Source organism: Actinospineispora acaciae DSM 45401, from assembly GCF_000620785.1.
Taxonomy (GTDB): Bacteria; Actinomycetota; Actinomycetes; order Mycobacteriales; family Pseudonocardiaceae; genus Pseudonocardia; species Pseudonocardia acaciae.
Window position 1 is genome coordinate 310,037 of record NZ_JIAI01000002.1, and the last position, 15,919, is coordinate 325,955.

Below are 15,919 nucleotides of genomic sequence, written 5' to 3' on the forward strand. Positions count from 1 at the left end.
CGGACAAGAAAGGGTCACCGATGACCTCTCCCGAGCCTCGAACCGCCTGGTTCCGCCAGCTCGACCGTGGCCAGGTCAAGTCGTTCGTCGCGGCCTGGATGGGCTACGCGCTGGACGGCTTCGACTTCGTGCTGATCACCTACGTGCTCAGCGACATCGCCGAGGAGTTCCACCTCTCGCTGGTGACGGCGAGCAGCCTGGTCTCGGCCGCGTTCCTCACCCGCTGGCTGGGCGGCGCACTGGTCGGAGCCGTGGCGGACCATCTCGGCCGCACCAAGGCGATGGTCCTGGGCGTGCTGCTCTACTCCGGCGGCACCTTCCTGTGCGGGCTGTCCTGGGACTACTGGTCGCTGTTCGCGTTCCGGCTGGTCGTCGGCATGGGGATGGCCGGCGAGTACGCGGCGAGCAGCACCTACGCGATGGAGAGCTGGCCGGCCGCGCTGCGCAACAAGGCCAGCGGGTTCCTGATCTCCGGGTTCCCCCTGGGCGGGATCCTGGCGTCGCAGGCCTACCCGCTGCTGGTGCCGTCGCTGGGGTGGCGGGCGCTGTTCTTCCTCGGGCTGGCGCCGGTGGTCGTCGCCCTGTACATCCGGTTCCGGCTGCCGGAGAGCGCCGAGTGGGAGCGCAGCCGCTCCGACGACAAGCCGTCCAGGCCCTCGGTGGTGGAGCTGTTCGGCCGCCGCCGGCTGCCGCTGACGTTGGCGCTGCTGGTGCTGACGTTCGTCGCGTTCTGTTCGAACTGGCCGATCGGCAGCCTCATGCCGACGTACCTCAAGTCCGTGGGGTTCGACGCCGGCCACGTCGGCTCGGTGATGTTCGCGGCGAACTTCGGGCTGCTGGTCGGCACCTGCCTGGCCGGGTTCCTCGGCGACCGCCTCGGAACCCGCCGGACCTACGTGGTCTCCATCTTGGTCTCGCTGGTGCTGATCCTGCCGGTGTTCGCGCTGCGGGGCGGCAACGTCGTGCTGCTCGGGGTGCTGGTCTTCTTCCTGCAGCTGACCAACTACGGCCCGGCGGGCATCCTGCCCAAGTACCTCGCGGACTACTTCGACGTGCGGGTGCGCGGCGCCGGCCTGGGGCTGGTGTACAACCTCGGCGCGCTCGGTGGCGCCGTGTCGCCGGTGCTCGGCGCCTGGATCGGGGCGCGGCTCGGGCTGGGCGCCGCGCTCGCGGTGCTGACCTTCGGCTGGACGCTGCTGCTCGCCGCGATGATCGGTTTCGGGCTCCCGGACCGGGTCCGGCGCCGCGCGCCGGCGCGGCAACTTCCCGACGGGACGTGACGTGGGCACCGTCGTCGTCGACCTCGGCAGCTCGACCGTCAAGTGCGGGCTGGCCGGGCCGGACGGGCGGGTGGCCAGGCGTACCGCGCGACCCATGCCGACCGAGCTGGGGGCCGACTCCGCCGAGGTGTCGCCGGCGGCGCTGACCGCGGCCGTGCGGGAGGCGGTGCGCGAGCTGCTCGTGGACCGGCCGGCCGTGTCCGACGTGGTGATCACCGGCCAGATGGGCAGCCACGTCTGGGTGGACGACGGGGGCCGGCCGGTGGGGAAGGCCGTGCTGTGGTCCGACCGGCGGGACATGCCGGCGGGCACGGCGCTGATGTCCGGGGTCAACGCCGCCTGGTTCAGCGAGGTGTCCGGCCAGCGCTATCCGACGCTCGCGGCGCGGTCCCGGTGGGGGGAGCAGGCCGGGCGGCGCGGGGACCCGGTCCCGCTGCGCCAGTGGCTGGTGCGGGTGGTGACCGGTCGGTGGTGCATCGACCCGACGGACGCGAGCGTGACCGGGTGCCTGGACATCCGCGCGGCCCGGTGGAGCGAGGAGCTGGGGCGGCGGCTGCCGGTGCCCGCGCGCAGCCTCCTGCCGCTGCGCGCGCCCGACGAGGTGATCGGCCCCGTCACCGGCGACGGCGCCGCCCTGCTGGGCCTGCCCGCCGGCGCGAGCGTGCGCTGCGGCGCGGGCGACGGGCCGTGTGCCTCGCTGGGAGCGGGCGCGACGGGTGCGGACGCCTGCTTGACCCTGGGCTCCGGCGGCACCCTGCGGATGGTTGTCGACGAGCCGGTGACCGACCGCGACCGGCAGGCCACCTGCCTGGCGTTCGGCACGGCCGCCGGCCGGTACGTGATCTCGCTGCCGGTGAGCAACGTCGGCTTCGCCCTGGAGTGGGCCCGGCGCACCCTCGGTTTCGACGACGCGGCGGAGCTGGACGAGGCCGCCCGGTCCGCGCCGGTCGACCCGGGTCTGGTGTTCCTGCCCTACCTGGCCGGTGAGCGGTTCCCGTACTGGGACCGCGGACGCACCGCCGGCCTGACGGGCTTGCGGGCACACCATGACCGGGCCGACATCGCCAGGGCGGTGCTGGTCTCGATCGGGTGCTGCCTGCGCCGCGCGGTCGAGCACGTGCTCGCCCTGGGCGTGCCGATCGCCGCCATCCGCGTCAACGGCGGCGCCGCCCGGTTCCCCGGCCTGCTGTCGCTGCTGGCCGCGACGATCCCGCTCCCGCTGCGCCACGTGACGGCGGAGTCGCTGGAGGGCGCCGCCCTGCTGGCCGGCGGCACCGGCGAGCCTCCCGCGCCCGGCAGGGACGTAGCGCCCGCCGACCTACCCGCCGACCTCCTCGACCTGGCTTACGAACGCTTCATCGCGGCGTCCGAAGCCGCGCCGGGCCAGGGACGATCCTGAAGATGATCCCACCATCGGCCGCCGTATCCGAGAGATCAGGGTATGGCGTGGGATGGATTGATGGGCGCTGGCGCGAGATCGGGCATATGAGGTGGTGACCCGAGCGGCCGACAACCTGACCGGCGAGCTGGACCGACCTGAGGTAGGTGAGCTGTACGGGCTGATGCATCTACTCGCCGATCCAGCCGAGCTCGACCGCCTGCTTGTGCATGGCGTCTTCGACCACCGGCAGTGTGAGGTAGGAAACGCCATACAGGACAACGAGAAGCCCGATCGGAACGGCCCACGCGCGAGGACGTCTTTCCCAGGCGCGAGGACGCGTTTCCGACGGAGTGGACCCATCCTGTCCGGCTTCGGCAGGGTGGTCCCGGCGCAGCCGCGTCTCCGGGAGTCGACGGTCGGCCGGCCTCAGCACCCACGACGTGACAGCGCACGTCGCGAACACCAGCGGCACCAACCACGACTCAAGAATGTCGCCGACTGACAGATGCGACGCCACGGCGCCCGACCACAGGAGAAAGGCGCCCGCGTACGCCCATTCTTTGATCAGTGGGAGCTTGGGCGCTGTAATGGCAACCGCCGCGCCAGCCTGCCACACGCCTAGGATATAGGCGAAGAAGTGCGGGTACCCCAGGTGACGCAACTGGACTTCCACCCATTCGATCGTCAGAAGGTTCCACACCGATCCCGCGGCAAGCTCGAAGACGATGAGGAACGTGGTGACCCAGAAGGCGATGGGGCGGATCCGGCTCCGCTTCCTCTCGCTGCGTGGGCTGGTGTCCGGCTTCTCGTCAGTTGCGTGCTGGACCATTCGCATCTCATCCTCGCTCGTCAGAATCGGTGTCATCGGGAGTGGTCGGAGCGCGGGGTGTTCGTCTCAGTAGTACGACGACAGAGCCCCTCGGAATGTGATGTGACGCGCCGCGCATGATGGGGCATCGCGGCGGCCGAGGCATGGCTGATGCTGGAGAAGGCGTCCCCATGTCAGTCACATCGGCGCGGCATCAGGGCTCATGGGTGTGCGGACGACACAGACACACCCGTTGAGGAGGACATGATGCAGTTCGTGTTGGTGATCCACCACGGCACGTATCCGTTGCCGGGCACGCCGGGGGCGGACACAGTGTCGCCGGAGGTGGTGAAGGCGGCCTACGCCGACTGGGCGGCCATCGGCGCGATGGAGAACGTGACAAGCTCGCCGCCGCTGGGCCTGCCGAAGGACGCGACGACGGTCAGGGTCGAGAACGGCTCGACGGTCAGAACCGAGGGGCCGTTCCTCGACGCCGCCAGCGCGGTGGGCGGGTTCCTCGTGGTCGAGGTCGAGGACATGGACGCCGCGGTCGCGATCGCGGCACGCATCCCGCAGGCACGCCTGGGCGGCGCGGTCGAGGTGCGGCGGCCGGCGACGTACTACTGACCGACGGCGGACGCGACGCCGAGGACACGGGCGGTGTCGCGGATGACGTCGATCCGGACGATCCTGTCGCCCGCGACGGTGAAGGCCATCACGGAGTACGGCCGCCCGTCGCGGGCGACCAGGGCGCCGATCGTGCCGTTGACCAGGATGGGGCGCAGCCGGCCACCGCCGGGGGCGCGAGCCTGTGAGGCCACGGCCGCCGCGCCGCGCACGACATCCGGGGGCCGGGTGCCGCCGAAGTCGGTCCGCAGCACGACCTCGGGATCGAGCACCCTGACGAGCGCGTCGAAATCCGCCGTTCGCGCGGCCGCGTAGAAGGCATTCACCACCTTCCGCTGGCGGGCCAGATCCGGGTCGGGCCGAGGGATGTCGGCGTCGTGCACGCGGCGCCGCGCCCGGCTGGCGAGCTGCCGGGCGGCGGCGGGGCTGCGGCCCACCATGTCGGCGATCTCACCGAAGGGCACGTCGAACATGTCGTGGAGCACGAACGCCAACCGCTCCCCGGGGGTGAGCCGTTCGAGCACGACCAGCAACGCCAGCCCCACCGAGTCGGCCAGCAGCGTCTCCTGCTCCGGGTCGGGCTCTCCGTCCGAGACGACCAGATCGGGCAGGTGCGCGGCCAGCGGGTCCTCCCTGCGGCGCCGGCGGGACCGCAGCTGGTGCAGGCACTCCCGCGCGACGATGGTGGTCAACCAGCCGCCGAGGTTGTCGATCCCCTCCGCGTCGGCCCGGCTCAACCGCAGCCACGCGTCCTGCACCGCGTCCTCGGCCTCCGCCACCGAGCCCAGCATCCGGTAGGCCACGGCGCGCAACCGCGGCCGCTCCCGCTCGAACCGATCGGCCAGCCACCCGGTCTCGTCCATCGACTCACACCGTCCTGTCGTCAAGGCCCACCAGAACGAGCCCCGAGACGCCCCCGATGTGACGGCGCTACCGCAGCTGTGGCGCCACCCGCTCGGCGATCAGGTCGATCTGGTCGAGGTCGGTGAGGTCGAGCGTCTGGACGTAGACGCGGGTGATCCCGGTCCGTTCCCGCCAGCGGCCGAGCCGGTCGACGATCTCGGAGGGCGAGCCGGCGAGCGGGTTGGCGCGCAGGTCGTCCGGGCTCTGGCCGTACCCTTCGCCGCGCCGGGCGACCTCGGCGTCGGTGTCGCCGAGCACCAGCGTGTGCGCGCAGGAACGGACGATCTCGGAGGGGTCGCGGCCCAGGTCGGCGCAGGCCTGTTCGAGCCGGTCGAACCGCGCGACGGTCTCCTCCAGCGTGGAGAACGGCACGTTGAACTCGCTCGCGAACCGGGCGGCCAGCGCGGGCGTCCGCCTCGGCCCCTTGCCGCCGATGATCACCGGGATCGGCCGGGCCGGCTTGGGCAGCGCGGGGGAGTCGACCAGCGTGTAGTGCTCGCCGGTGAACGAGTAGGTCTTCCCGGCCGGCGTCTCCCACAGCCCCGTGACGATCTCCAGCTGCTCGGCCAGCCGCGCGAACCGCTCGCCCAGCGGCGGGAACGGGATGCCGTAGCCGGTGTGCTCGGCCTCGAACCAGCCCGCGCCCAACCCGAGCTCCACCCGCCCGCCGGACATCTGGTCGGCCTGCGCGACGGCGATCGCGAGCGGCCCGGGCAGCCGGAAGGTTGCGGACGTGACGAGCGTGCCGAGCCGGATCCGCTCGGTCTGGACGGCCAGCGCCGACAGCGTCGTCCAGGCGTCGGTGGGGCCGGGCTCGCCGGAGGCACCGTCGATAGCGCTGCCCATCGCTCGGTAGTGGTCGGAGCGGAAGAACGCGTCGAACCCGGCGGCCTCGGCGGCCCGCGCGACGCGCAGCAGATCGGAGTAGGAGGCGCCCTGCTGGGGCTCGGTGAAGATCCTGAAGTCCACAATTCGACCTTAGCCCCGACAGAGGATGTCGCGGTCCGGGCGCGTCCCGGTGACCAGGAACTCGGTCACCGTCCGGTCGCCGCAGGCGTTGCCGTTGGCCAGGTACGCGCCGTGGCCGCCGGAGTCCACGCTGACCATCCGCGCCCGCTCACCCAGCGCGGCGCGCATCTGCAGCGCGCCCCGGTGCGGGGTGGACGGGTCGCGCAGGTTCTGGACGAGCAGCACGTTCGCCGGGCCGTGCGCGCCGACCCGCACCGGCGGCTCGAACGGCTCGGGCCAGAACGCGCACGGGAAGATGTTCACCGGCATGCCGGCGGTGAGCGGGAACGCCTCCCGGTTGCGCGCCACCGCGCCCTGGTACTCCGGGCCGGGCGGTGGCCACCTGACGTCGTTGCAGATCGTGGCGATCAGGACCGCCGCGCTGTTCTGCAGCTCGGCCTCGGGCGGGGACGGCATGGCGGGCAGCGGGCCGCGCGCCTGTGCGGCTCGCATCAGCCCGGCCAGCTTGGGGAAGCCGGAGTCGGAGTAGAGCGCGCTGAGCATCGTGTCGCGCAGGACGTTGCCGCTGAGCGTCCCGCCACCGCCGGGCCAGGGCAGCGGTTCGCGGTCCAACCTGGCCGCCAGCCGCAGGAACGTCGCCCGCACCGCGCCAGGGTCGGCGCCGAGGTGGTACTCGCCGTCGCGGGCCGAGGCCCAGGCGGCGAAGTCGGGGAACCGGTCCTCGATGGCCGTCGAGTAGTTGACCGCCCAGCCCCGGGCCACCAGGTCCGGGTTCGGGTCGTCGTTGCTGTCCAGGACCACGCGGTCGGTGTGCTCACCGAACATCGTCGCGTACACCGCGCCGACGTAGGTGCCGTAGGACACGCCCCAGTACGAGATCCGCTCCACCCCGAGCGCCTGCCTGATCCGGTCGATGTCGCGGGCCTCGTTGCCGGTGCTGATGTGCCTGACCAGCTCGCCGCCGCGCTCGGCGCAGGCCCGCGCGACCCGGCGCGCGCGGGCGACGTTCTCGGAGATGTCGCCGTCCGGCGCCGGCCAGGGGCGCAGCGCCGCGAGCGTCGTGTCCTCCGGCCCGAGCCGGCAGCTCACCGGCGTGCTGGCGGCCATCCCCCTGGGGTCGAACCCGATGATGTCGTAGCGGTCGAGCACCTCCGGAGGCAGCCGCTTGACGTGCGTGCTCGGGCGGTACAGCGCCGAGCTGCCCGGCCCGCCGGGTATCAGCAGCAGCACCCCGTGCCGCTTCTCGGGCACCGCCGTCCTGATCCGGGACACCGCCAGCGAGATCCGCCGGCCCTCGGGCTCGCGGTAGTCCAGCGGCACCGACACCGACCCGCACTCCTGCCGTGGGTCCAGCTCGACCCCCGGCGGCGCGGGCGCACACGGACCCCACGCCACCTGACCGTCACGCGCCGGGCCGTCCCCGGAGCATCCGGCCAACGCGGCGACCGACACGGCGAACGCGGCGAGCGCCCGGCCGACCCTGTTCACGAAGGTCCTCGTCCTGTCCACCGCGCCAACATGCCGCACCGGACGGACCTGTGCACAATTTTTTGTGCACAGGTGTCGTCAGGCGGGGTAGTCGACGGGCGTGAGGTAGCGCGGGTCCTTGTGCGCCTGCCAGTACCGCTCGCGGATCAGGCGGGTCGTCGCCCCCACCCGGCCGTCGCCGACGGGTCGGCCGTCCAGCGAGGTGATGGGCATGACGCCGCCGGCGGTGGAGGTGGCGAAGGCCTCGGTGGCGGTGCGGAACGTCGACTCCGACAGGTCCACGGCCACCGCCTCGATCCCTTCCTCGGCGGCGAGCTCGAGCACGGTGCGGCGCGTGATGCCCTCCAGCGCGCCGCCGGCCGGGGTCAGCAGGCGCTGTCCGACCAGCGCGAAGAGGTTGTAACCGGCGCCTTCGGTGATGTTGTCGTCCCGGTCGAGCAGGATCGGATAGTGCGCGCCACGGTCGTAGGCCTCGAAAAGGCCTCGGGTGAGGTCGCCCCAGTGGAAGTTCTTGACGGTGGGGTCGACGGAGCTGGTCGGGATTCGGCGCACGGTCCGGGTGATGACGGCGTCCATTCCCATTTCGGCCTGCTCGGGCCGCAGCAGCCAGACATACGGAATGGCGTAGGCGTAGAAACGGTTCTCGAATGTCCTCGGATCGCGTGAGCCGTGGCGGGCGACTCCACGGGTGCAGAGCATCTCGACATACGCTTCGCGCAGGCCGGACACCCGGGCGAGGTCGAGCAGAATGCGCGTCATCTCGGCGCGGTCGTAGGGCGGCGTGAGCCGCAACATCCGGCAGCTCCGCTCGAATCGGTCCAGGTGGTCGTCGAGGCGGAAGAAGGCCCCGTCCCACACCGCGACGACGTCATAGGTGACATCCGAACGCGAGAACCCGGTGTCGACGAGAGATATCTTCGCCCGCTCGATCGGCACCAGTTCACCGTCGACAAAGGCGGCACCATGCTCGAACTCTGAGGTCATGAATGCAGGCTACTGAGCGTCTCAGTCCAGGCGCAGCGTCCGGTCCACGATGTGCGCGGCCACCTGCTCGGTCGGTTCGTCGGCGGCGAACGCGTGGGCACGGATGAGGGCGAGCGCGTCGCTGACCGGGCAGCGGCGTTGGGCGGCCAGCATGCCGGCGGCCTGGTTGATCACGGCCTGCACGTCGGTCTCCCGCAGCAGCGGCATGCCCAGGCTGTTCTCGGTGTTGGGCAGCACGCTCTGGGCTATCGCGTCGGCGAGGTCGTCGACGGCGACCGGCGGGTCCGACGGTGCGTCGAAGGCGGTGAGCGCACCGAAGTAGCGGGTCTGGTCGTGCAGCGGGGCCGCCTCGACGGCCCGGATGCCCAGCGCCGCCACCGCCGGGCCGTAGTGCGGCCAGCGGGTGGGGATCTCGACGCCCCTGGCTGTGACGTTCTTGCGGTGGGCGGCGGCATCCTGCCCGGGCCCCTCGTGCAGGGTGTACTCCAGGTCGAGGGCCGCCCGGGCGGCTGGGGTGGAGGCCGAGCGCAGCGCCTCGGCGTTGTGCACGTCGAGCAGGGTGATGCCCACGCCGGTGGCCCCCAGCGCGCCGGCGATCGCGGTGATGAACGGCGGCCGGGCGGTCCGCGGAATCCGCTGGTCGAGCCAGGTGAGCAGCTTCTCGGCGTACGCGGTGTGCAGGCAGCTGGCCGCGAGGTGACGCTGCTGGTTGCGCCGGAACAGGGTGGCCATCCGGCGGTGGTGCCCGCGCATGGCGGCCGGGCCGACGTCGGCGAGCTGCTCGTGGCGGACGGCGACGGCGGCTGCCCGCGCGCCCCGTTCCTTCTCCTGGGCCGCCTCGTGCAGGACCTGCTCGATGTTCGGGAGAGCATCTCCATACCCGCCCACGAGCCGAGCCTACGCCGATCCGGCGCCGGTCACCCGGGTTGTTCCGGGTTCGGTCTGTTCCATCAGAATCACCACGCCACCGCCGCTGCTGTCCAGTGGTGAGCAGGTGATCGTGCAGGTGATCGCCCGGCCCTTGCGGTTGACCGCGTCCACCTTGACCGGCCCGGTCCGCCGGGAGAGCGCGAGGCACTCCGCGAGCGGCTCGCGCAGCTTCTCGGTGGGCAGCCCGAAGTCGAGGCTGAAGAACTCCTGGCGGCCGACCTCCTCGGTCCGCAGGCCCCACAGGTCCTCGGCGCCCCGGTTCCAGCTCCACACCCGCAGCTCGCCGTCCAGCACCACCACGCCGGCGGCGAGGCTGGCCAGCACGCCTTCGAGGTAGGTGCGCGCCTCACCGAGCTCGGTGCCGCGCACCCGCAGCTCCTCGTTCATCGTCTCCAGCTCCTCGTTGCCGGACTGGAGCTCTTCGTTGGTGGTTTCGAGCTCTTCGTTGGTGGACTGGAGCTCCTCGTTCGTGGTCTCCAGCTCCTCGATGCTGGACTGAAGCTCTTCGTTGGTGGTTTCGAGCTCTTCGTTGGTGGACTGCAGCTCCTCGTAGGCGGTCTCCAGGTCCTCCCGGTTGCGCTTGATCTCCCGCTGCAGCCGGGTCGTCGCCGTCACGTCGACGAACATCACCGAGGACCCGACCGGGAGCCCGTCGCCGCCCCACAGCGGTTGCACGGTGACGTCGAGGTACTGCACGTCGTCGGAGTTCACCCTGCGTTCGGCGGCGTTGATCCGGATGCTGCGCCGCTCGCCGTGCGCCAGCTCGATGAGCGAGCGCAGCTCCACGGGCCGGTAGGAGATCTCCAGGTCACGGAAGGGCCGGCCGACGTCGTGCGGGGTCAGCCCGAACTGCGCCCTGGCCTGGCCGTTGATCATCTCGACGTTGCCGTCGACATCGATGGCGATCATGACGTTGGGCGCGCCGTCCAGCACCATGTCCCGCAGCAGCCGCCGCCGGGTGGCGTCGCGCTTCTCGGCAACGCTTGCCGCCTCGAAGGCCACCGGCAGCGTCTGGTGCGGGCGGCGCGCCTCACCGGGACGGCGCCGGAAGACGCGCTGGCGCATGTTCGAGACCTCGAACCGGTCGCCGTCGGAGAGCAGCATCTCGGCCTTGCCGAGGAACAGGTAGCCCTCCTCGCGCAGCGCGAAATGGAACCGGTCGATGATCTGGGTCTGCGCCTCAACGTTGAAGTACATCAACGTGTTGCGGCACGTCAGCAGGTTCAGCCGGGAGATCGGCGCGTCCCGGGTGATGTCGTGCCTACCGAAGATCACCCTGCGGCGCAGGTCGGTCCGGAAGCTGAACCTGGAGTTGCTCTGTTCGAAGTACTTCTCGCGCAGCTCGGCGGACAACGGTTCGAGGGAGCGCGCGCTGTACGTGCCGCCCCGGGCCTCGTGCAGGGCCTCCTCGTCGACATCGGTGCCGTAAATCTTCACCCGTTTGAGATAGTCGTCGACCCCGAGCGCCTCGGCGAACGCGATCGCCAGCGAGTACGCCTCCTCGCCGCTGGAGCAGCCGGCGCTCCACACCCGGATCTCCTCGCCGGCGGGAATGTCGGAGAGCAGCTCGGGAATGATGTCCCGTTGCAGGTAGTTCCACGCCTCGGGGTCGCGGAAGAACCCGGTGACATTGATCAGGATCGTGTTGAAGAGCTGCTCGAACTCCTCGGCGCTGGTCTCCAGCAGGTCCTGGTAGCTGGGGAAGTCGACGACGTCGACGGCCATCATCCGCTTGCGGATGCGCCGGACCAGCGAGGAGCGCTTGTAGCCGGTGAGGTCGAACCCGCGCGAGTCGCGCACGAACACCAACAGGCGCTCGAGGTCCTCGTCGGGGGCGGCGGCGATCCGGTCGTCCATCACGACCGACCGGCCTGGACCAGGCTGCGGATCACCGGGGCGACCTCGGCCAGCGGCAGCACGAAGTCGGGCGTGCCGGTCGCCGCGGCGGCGCCCGGCATGCCGCCGAACTCCGCGGTCTCCGGATCCTCGACGACCACGGTTCCACCTCGAGACTTGATTGCGCTCACACCCATCGCACCGTCACTTCCCGACCCGGTCAACACGCAGGCGATCGCGGCGGCGCCGTAGGCCCCGGCGACGGACTCGAACAGCAGGTCGGCCGACGGGCGGACGAAGTGCACCAGCTCGCTGCTGGACAGCGTCAGCACGCCGGCGTGCCCCACGAGCAGGTGCCGGTTCGGCGGCGCGATGTGCACGACCCCGGGCTCGACGCGCTCGTCCTGCTCGGCGAGCTTGACCCGCAGCCGGGTGCGGCGGGCCAGCACCTCGGCGATCACCGTCTCGTGCCGGGGGTCCAGGTGCTGCACCACCAGCACCGGCACCGGGAAGTCGGCGGGAAGATCGCCGAGGACGCTCGTGAGCGCCCGGATCCCGCCCGCCGACGAGCACACGGCCACCACGTCGAACCGATCGGCGTCGCCGCTCGCGAACTCGGCCGGGCTCGATTCCGACGACGGGGCGCTCACGCCGCCCGGCCGCCGCCGCGCCGAGGCACCTGACACGCCACGAGCCTACTCACCGGGCGCCGCGAGCCTCAGCGCCCGGCATACGCCGCCCGGCGGGTCGGGTCGAGGCCTCCTCCCGTCCAGCCGGAAGCCAGATAGATCGTCAGCACCTCGGGCAGCCGCGCGACGTTCAGCAGGGACAGCACCTGCTCGCTCAGGCCGACCAGCCGGAGCCAGCCACCCCGGCCCCGCGCCTCGAGGTAGCTCTCGGTCAGGACCCGGAAAATCGCGGTGGGGCACTCGGTGACGCCGGAAAGGTCGACGGCGAGGTGCGGACCGGTGCCGCCCTGCGTGGCATGAATCTGCTCGCGCAGGACGAATCGGAGATCCTCGACCCCGGCGACGCTCAGCGCGCCCCGGGCGGTGATCAATGCCATCGGAAATAATTCGACAGACGGGTTGCCGGCCACGTCGTGTTCCGTCGACATCGGAACCGCATGCGGCCTCGCGCCGTTGATCGGCGGCGCGGATGGTAGGGACACAGCCCGAGACATGGCCCGACTTTCGTGTGGCTTGGGTGGAAGGAAAGAGATCCGCGCCGCCGGGGTCTCGGGCAACGAGCACCACACGGTAGCGCCGCCCATGTCTCGGACAGTCACGCAGGGGTGCCGTTTTGATAACCAATAATCCGATGGCCGAGGGTAGTTGCCGCTGAGGTCGGCGTGAGTAGAGTGGCCCCGAGCTGACGGCGCAGCGTGGCCCGGATCCGGCTCGTCACGTGACGCCTTCCGGGAAGAACCAACCGGTATGGAAATTCGCACCACCGATCCGCTCGCCGTAAAGATCGCTCGGGCGCTCGCGACGCTCGCCGACACCGGCGTGCCCGACTTCGACCAGGCGGCGTTCGCGGGGCTGCTCGTCGGGCAGTGCGTCGAGCTGGTCGGCGTGGACGCGGCCGGCCTGTTGCTCGCGGACCAGGGCGGGATCCTCGACGTGATCGCGGCGTCCAGCGAGCCGGCGCGGACGGTGGAGCTGTCCGGGCTGCGCGGCCACGAGGGCGCCGGCATCGAGTGTTACCGCAGCGCGGGGCGGGTGCAGTCGGCCGACCTCGGGCGCGAGCGGGCCCGGTGGCCCCGGTTCGCCGGCGCCGCGCGGGCGGCCGGCTTCGCCTCGGTCAGCTCGCTGCCGATGCGGTCGCGGGAGCGGGTCATCGGCGCGATGAGCATGTTCGGCGCCTCGGCCGGGGCGCTGGACGACAACCGGCTCGTGCTCGGCCAGGCGCTCGCCGATGTGGCCACCATCGGCCTGCTCAACCACCGCACCCTGCGCCGGCACGAGACGCTGGTCGAACAGTTGCAGGGCGCGCTGGAGAGCCGGGTCCTGATCGAGCAGGCCAAGGGCATCCTGGCGGTGCGTCGCCAGCTCGGGGTGGAGGAGGCGTTCGCGGTGCTGCGCGCGCACGCCCGAGGCCACAACCGCCGCCTCACCGACGTGGCGCGGGCGGTGGTCGACTCGACGGGCGACGCCGACGACCCGCTCGACGGCTCGTAATGCCGATCCTGGGGCCGACCAGGCGGGAAAGCCGCCAGCCGAGCGCGTACACCGCGAACCCCAACCCGGCGCCCTGAACCGCCCCCACGAGGAACTGGCGCACCCAGTCGTACGTGCTGACCCCGCTCACCGGATCGGTGAGCGCGACACCCGCGCCGGCGGCCGCGCCGACCGCGATCCCACCCAGCACCCACGCGCGGACCCTCCCGGATAGGCACGGCCACCGGCCGTCGCGCACCGGGCGAGCGCGGCGGTACCAGCGCAGGGCGACGATGCCGAGCAGCAGCAGCCCACCGAGCGAGGACGCATAGCCGATCACGTTGTACAGCCGGTGAGGGCCCACGACCGGCTCGCGCAGCACATCCCACCGGGACACCGCCGCACCGTGGGTGTGGGTGAGGCTGTCCCAGGCCAGATGGGTCGCGGCGCCGACGGCCACCGATGCGACCGCGAGGGCACCGGCCCGCCAGGAGCGCACGCGGGCGGTGAGCTCCGCCGCGGCGACGCGGGAGCGCGGATCGTCGGGAACCAGCGCCAGGCACAGGTGTCCCAGGGCCGCCAGCGCGGCCCCGAGCAGGAGGTCGATCCCGAGCAGGCCGGCCAACGAATGGGTCAGGGCCGGACCGCCGGGCACCGGGAGGTAGTACGCCACGTCCGGAGCGATCGAGCCGGCCACCAGTCCGGGGAACCACAGCACCCTTCTCATCGGCAGTACCGCCGCCGGATGGGCGAGCGTGAACGGCATACCAACCCCTGTATCGCGATGTGGCGTTCCGACGAGTGGCAGCCTCGTCCGGTTCTGGTCACGAATGGGCCGGACCGGCCTGCCGCTCGCACCGATCATTTCAGTGCGGTCCGGTGATCTTCTGGTCGGGCTCATCGGAAGCCGACAAATCCGGATACCATTACGCCGGTGCGGGTCCGCGACCTGATCGAGATGCTGGATGCCTCGGTTACGGTGCTCACCGCCCGATACCGGCTGGATGACGACATTCGCTGGGTGCACGTCACGGACCTGCCCGACCCGGCGCCGTACCTGCACGGCGGCGAGCTGATCCTGACCAGCGCGCTCTGGTACCGGGGGCCGGCCGACGCGGAACAGTTCATCGGCGGACTGGTCTCGCGCGGGGTACGGGCGGTGGGCATTGCCCTGATCGGAAACGCCACGATTCCGCGCGCCCTCATCAGCACGTGTGCCGAGCGCGACGTATTGCTGATCTCGCTTCCGGACATTCCTTTCATGGACGTCACGGAGATCGCCATCGCGCGGTTGATGGAGGAACGGCATGCCGGGTCGGCGCGGGCGGTGTCGTTGGGCCGGCGGGTGGCCGAGCGGGGTGGCGACGCCGTCACCGCACTGCTGGACGTGCTGCGGCGGGAGGTCGGGGCGCCGTGTTGGATCCTGGGGCGCGACGCGCTGCCGGCGACCGGCCCGGACGGACCGCCGGGTCACGGGTTGCTGCGCGCGGTGTGGGCCGAGGGCTTCGGCCAGCACGCGCGGTGGCGGCAGGTCACCGAGATCCGGGCGCCGCACGGGCGGGCGCTGACCCTGCTCGCGGTGCGCGCCGAGCACGAGCCGCACGCGACGCCGCCACCGGCCGTGCTGGTGTACGAGGCGCCGCTGGCGCTGGTCCAGCCGCACGCGGCCACCGTGGTGGCGCTGGCCGAACGCTGCCTGCCGATGGCCACCGAGGCCGGCCGCGACCGGCGGCGGCTGCGCCGCAAGGCCGCCGAGGACGCGCTGGCCCAGGGTGCGGACGGGGTTGCCCGGGGCGGCGAGGTCACCGTGCTGGTGGCGGGGCCGGTCGAGGACGGCGAGCTGGCCGCCGACGCGCTGGAGGCCGCCGTCCGGCTGTCCGGCGTCGGCGTCGGTGTCGGCGAGCTCGCCGACCCGCCGGTGGCCGCGACCGCGCGCGAGGGGCGGGTGCTCGCGGTCCTCGAGGCGGCCGCCCGCGACCCCGCGCGCCTCGCCGAGGCGGTGTGGCGGGAGCTGCGCACGGTGCTGGGGGCCTCGGCCGCCGTGGGCCTGGCGACCGGCGCGGGCGGCCCGCACGGGTGCCTGGTCGAGGCCGCCGAGGCCTACCGGGTGGCGCTGCTGCCCGGCCGTGAGCGGTGGGCGACGGCGCGCGAGGCGGCCTCACACGTGCTGCTGCTGGCCGACGCCTCCGCCGGCGTGCGCCGGGTGCTGTACGCCGGCACGCTGGAGCCCGTGCTGCGCCACGACGCCGCGCACGGCACCGACCTGGCCCGTACCCTCGCCGTCTTCCTCGACCACGCCTGCTCCTGGCAGCGAACGGCCGAGGTGCTCCACCTGCACGTCAACAGCCTGCGCTACCGGGTGCGCCGGATCGAGGAGCTGACCGGCCGCAACCTCGGCGACATGGCCGACCGGGTGGACATGTACCTGGGCCTGCGCGCCGGCGGCCCCACCTCGTAGGAACCTCCAGCCGAACCAGGACAGGTTCTGAGCAATCACCACTGTCTCGCCCGGCCCGGCGCGCACCACACTCGTGACTGCCGCGAAGGGAGCACG

At 72.0% G+C, this 15,919-nt stretch carries 15 protein-coding genes; 5 read left to right on the forward strand and 10 right to left on the reverse strand.

Translation table 11 applies throughout. The annotated features are described in order from the left end of the window. The first annotated feature begins 20 nt into the window (after positions 1-20). Positions 21-1,280 carry an MFS transporter gene (locus N912_RS51125; RefSeq protein ID WP_037064170.1) on the forward strand — a complete coding sequence of 420 codons (1,260 nt, stop codon included), beginning with the start codon at positions 21-23 and terminating at the stop codon, positions 1,278-1,280. Between the two features lies 1 nt (position 1,281). After that, positions 1,282-2,679: a xylulokinase gene (locus N912_RS0111085; protein ID WP_028922472.1), complete on the forward strand. Its 1,398-nt coding sequence runs from the start codon at positions 1,282-1,284 to the stop codon at positions 2,677-2,679. A gap of 169 nt (positions 2,680-2,848) precedes the next feature. On the opposite strand, the gene N912_RS60165 is transcribed toward N912_RS0111085, so the two are convergent. Next, on the reverse strand, positions 2,849-3,526 hold the full coding sequence (locus N912_RS60165) for a DoxX family protein (protein WP_211261208.1): 678 nt from the start codon (positions 3,524-3,526) through the stop codon (positions 2,849-2,851). Positions 3,527-3,736: 210 nt separating this feature from the next. Here N912_RS60165 and N912_RS0111095 point away from each other — a divergent pair, with 210 nt between their 5' ends. Then, entirely contained in the window at positions 3,737-4,096 is a 360-nt protein-coding gene (locus N912_RS0111095; RefSeq protein ID WP_211261209.1) for a YciI family protein, read from the forward strand. Here N912_RS0111095 and N912_RS0111100 read toward each other — a convergent pair. The 8 genes from N912_RS0111100 to N912_RS0111135 form a co-directional block, all read right to left on the reverse strand. After that, entirely contained in the window at positions 4,090-4,959 is an 870-nt protein-coding gene (locus tag N912_RS0111100; protein WP_028922475.1) for a sigma-70 family RNA polymerase sigma factor, read from the reverse strand. The two genes, N912_RS0111095 and N912_RS0111100, sit on opposite strands and share 7 nt — an antisense overlap. Positions 4,960-5,026: 67 nt before the next feature. Next, a complete protein-coding gene (locus N912_RS0111105; RefSeq protein WP_028922476.1) occupies positions 5,027-5,968 on the reverse strand; it encodes an LLM class F420-dependent oxidoreductase in 942 nt (313 codons plus the stop codon). Positions 5,969-5,977: 9 nt separating this feature from the next. Next, positions 5,978-7,456, reverse strand: coding sequence for an alpha/beta hydrolase (locus tag N912_RS51135; protein WP_051580045.1), 1,479 nt, complete (start codon positions 7,454-7,456; stop codon positions 5,978-5,980). A gap of 78 nt (positions 7,457-7,534) precedes the next feature. After that, entirely contained in the window at positions 7,535-8,440 is a 906-nt protein-coding gene (locus N912_RS0111115; protein WP_028922477.1) for an aminotransferase class IV, read from the reverse strand. Positions 8,441-8,461: 21 nt separating this feature from the next. After that, a complete protein-coding gene (locus tag N912_RS0111120) occupies positions 8,462-9,328 on the reverse strand; it encodes an ANTAR domain-containing protein (RefSeq protein WP_028922478.1) in 867 nt (288 codons plus the stop codon). Positions 9,329-9,337: 9 nt separating this feature from the next. Continuing rightward, positions 9,338-11,227, reverse strand: coding sequence for a CheR family methyltransferase (locus N912_RS0111125; RefSeq protein ID WP_028922479.1), 1,890 nt, complete (start codon positions 11,225-11,227; stop codon positions 9,338-9,340). Then, positions 11,227-11,892 carry a chemotaxis protein CheB gene (locus N912_RS51140; RefSeq protein ID WP_245645253.1) on the reverse strand — a complete coding sequence of 222 codons (666 nt, stop codon included), beginning with the start codon at positions 11,890-11,892 and terminating at the stop codon, positions 11,227-11,229. Before N912_RS51140 ends, N912_RS0111125 begins: the two co-directional genes overlap by 1 nt. 32 nt (positions 11,893-11,924) lie before the next feature. Beyond that, complete coding sequence (locus N912_RS0111135) at positions 11,925-12,305, reverse strand: STAS domain-containing protein (protein ID WP_169747863.1); 381 nt, start codon at positions 12,303-12,305, stop codon at positions 11,925-11,927. Positions 12,306-12,642: 337 nt separating this feature from the next. Between N912_RS0111135 and N912_RS0111140 the strand changes: the two genes are divergently transcribed. Beyond that, positions 12,643-13,386, forward strand: a complete 744-nt coding sequence (locus N912_RS0111140) for a GAF and ANTAR domain-containing protein (protein WP_051580046.1) — start codon at positions 12,643-12,645, stop codon at positions 13,384-13,386. On the opposite strand, the gene N912_RS51145 is transcribed toward N912_RS0111140, so the two are convergent. Continuing rightward, positions 13,319-14,131: a DUF4184 family protein gene (locus N912_RS51145; RefSeq protein ID WP_064745238.1), complete on the reverse strand. Its 813-nt coding sequence runs from the start codon at positions 14,129-14,131 to the stop codon at positions 13,319-13,321. The two genes, N912_RS0111140 and N912_RS51145, sit on opposite strands and share 68 nt — an antisense overlap. 168 nt (positions 14,132-14,299) lie before the next feature. Between N912_RS51145 and N912_RS0111150 the strand changes: the two genes are divergently transcribed. Continuing rightward, complete coding sequence (locus tag N912_RS0111150; RefSeq protein ID WP_028922482.1) at positions 14,300-15,823, forward strand: PucR family transcriptional regulator; 1,524 nt, start codon at positions 14,300-14,302, stop codon at positions 15,821-15,823. Positions 15,824-15,919 lie beyond the last annotated feature (96 nt).

Coding starts and splice junctions, on each gene's coding strand:
- N912_RS0111100 (WP_028922475.1), bottom strand. CDS start 4,959: ATGGACGAGACCGGGTGGCTGGCCGATCGGTTCGAGCGGGAGCGGCCG.
- N912_RS0111095 (WP_211261209.1), top strand. CDS start 3,737: ATGCAGTTCGTGTTGGTGATCCACCACGGCACGTATCCGTTGCCGGGC.
- N912_RS0111125 (WP_028922479.1), bottom strand. CDS start 11,227: ATGGACGACCGGATCGCCGCCGCCCCCGACGAGGACCTCGAGCGCCTG.
- N912_RS0111140 (WP_051580046.1), top strand. CDS start 12,643: ATGGAAATTCGCACCACCGATCCGCTCGCCGTAAAGATCGCTCGGGCG.
- N912_RS60165 (WP_211261208.1), bottom strand. CDS start 3,526: ATGACACCGATTCTGACGAGCGAGGATGAGATGCGAATGGTCCAGCAC.
- N912_RS51125 (WP_037064170.1), top strand. CDS start 21: ATGACCTCTCCCGAGCCTCGAACCGCCTGGTTCCGCCAGCTCGACCGT.
- N912_RS51145 (WP_064745238.1), bottom strand. CDS start 14,131: ATGCCGTTCACGCTCGCCCATCCGGCGGCGGTACTGCCGATGAGAAGG.
- N912_RS0111115 (WP_028922477.1), bottom strand. CDS start 8,440: ATGACCTCAGAGTTCGAGCATGGTGCCGCCTTTGTCGACGGTGAACTG.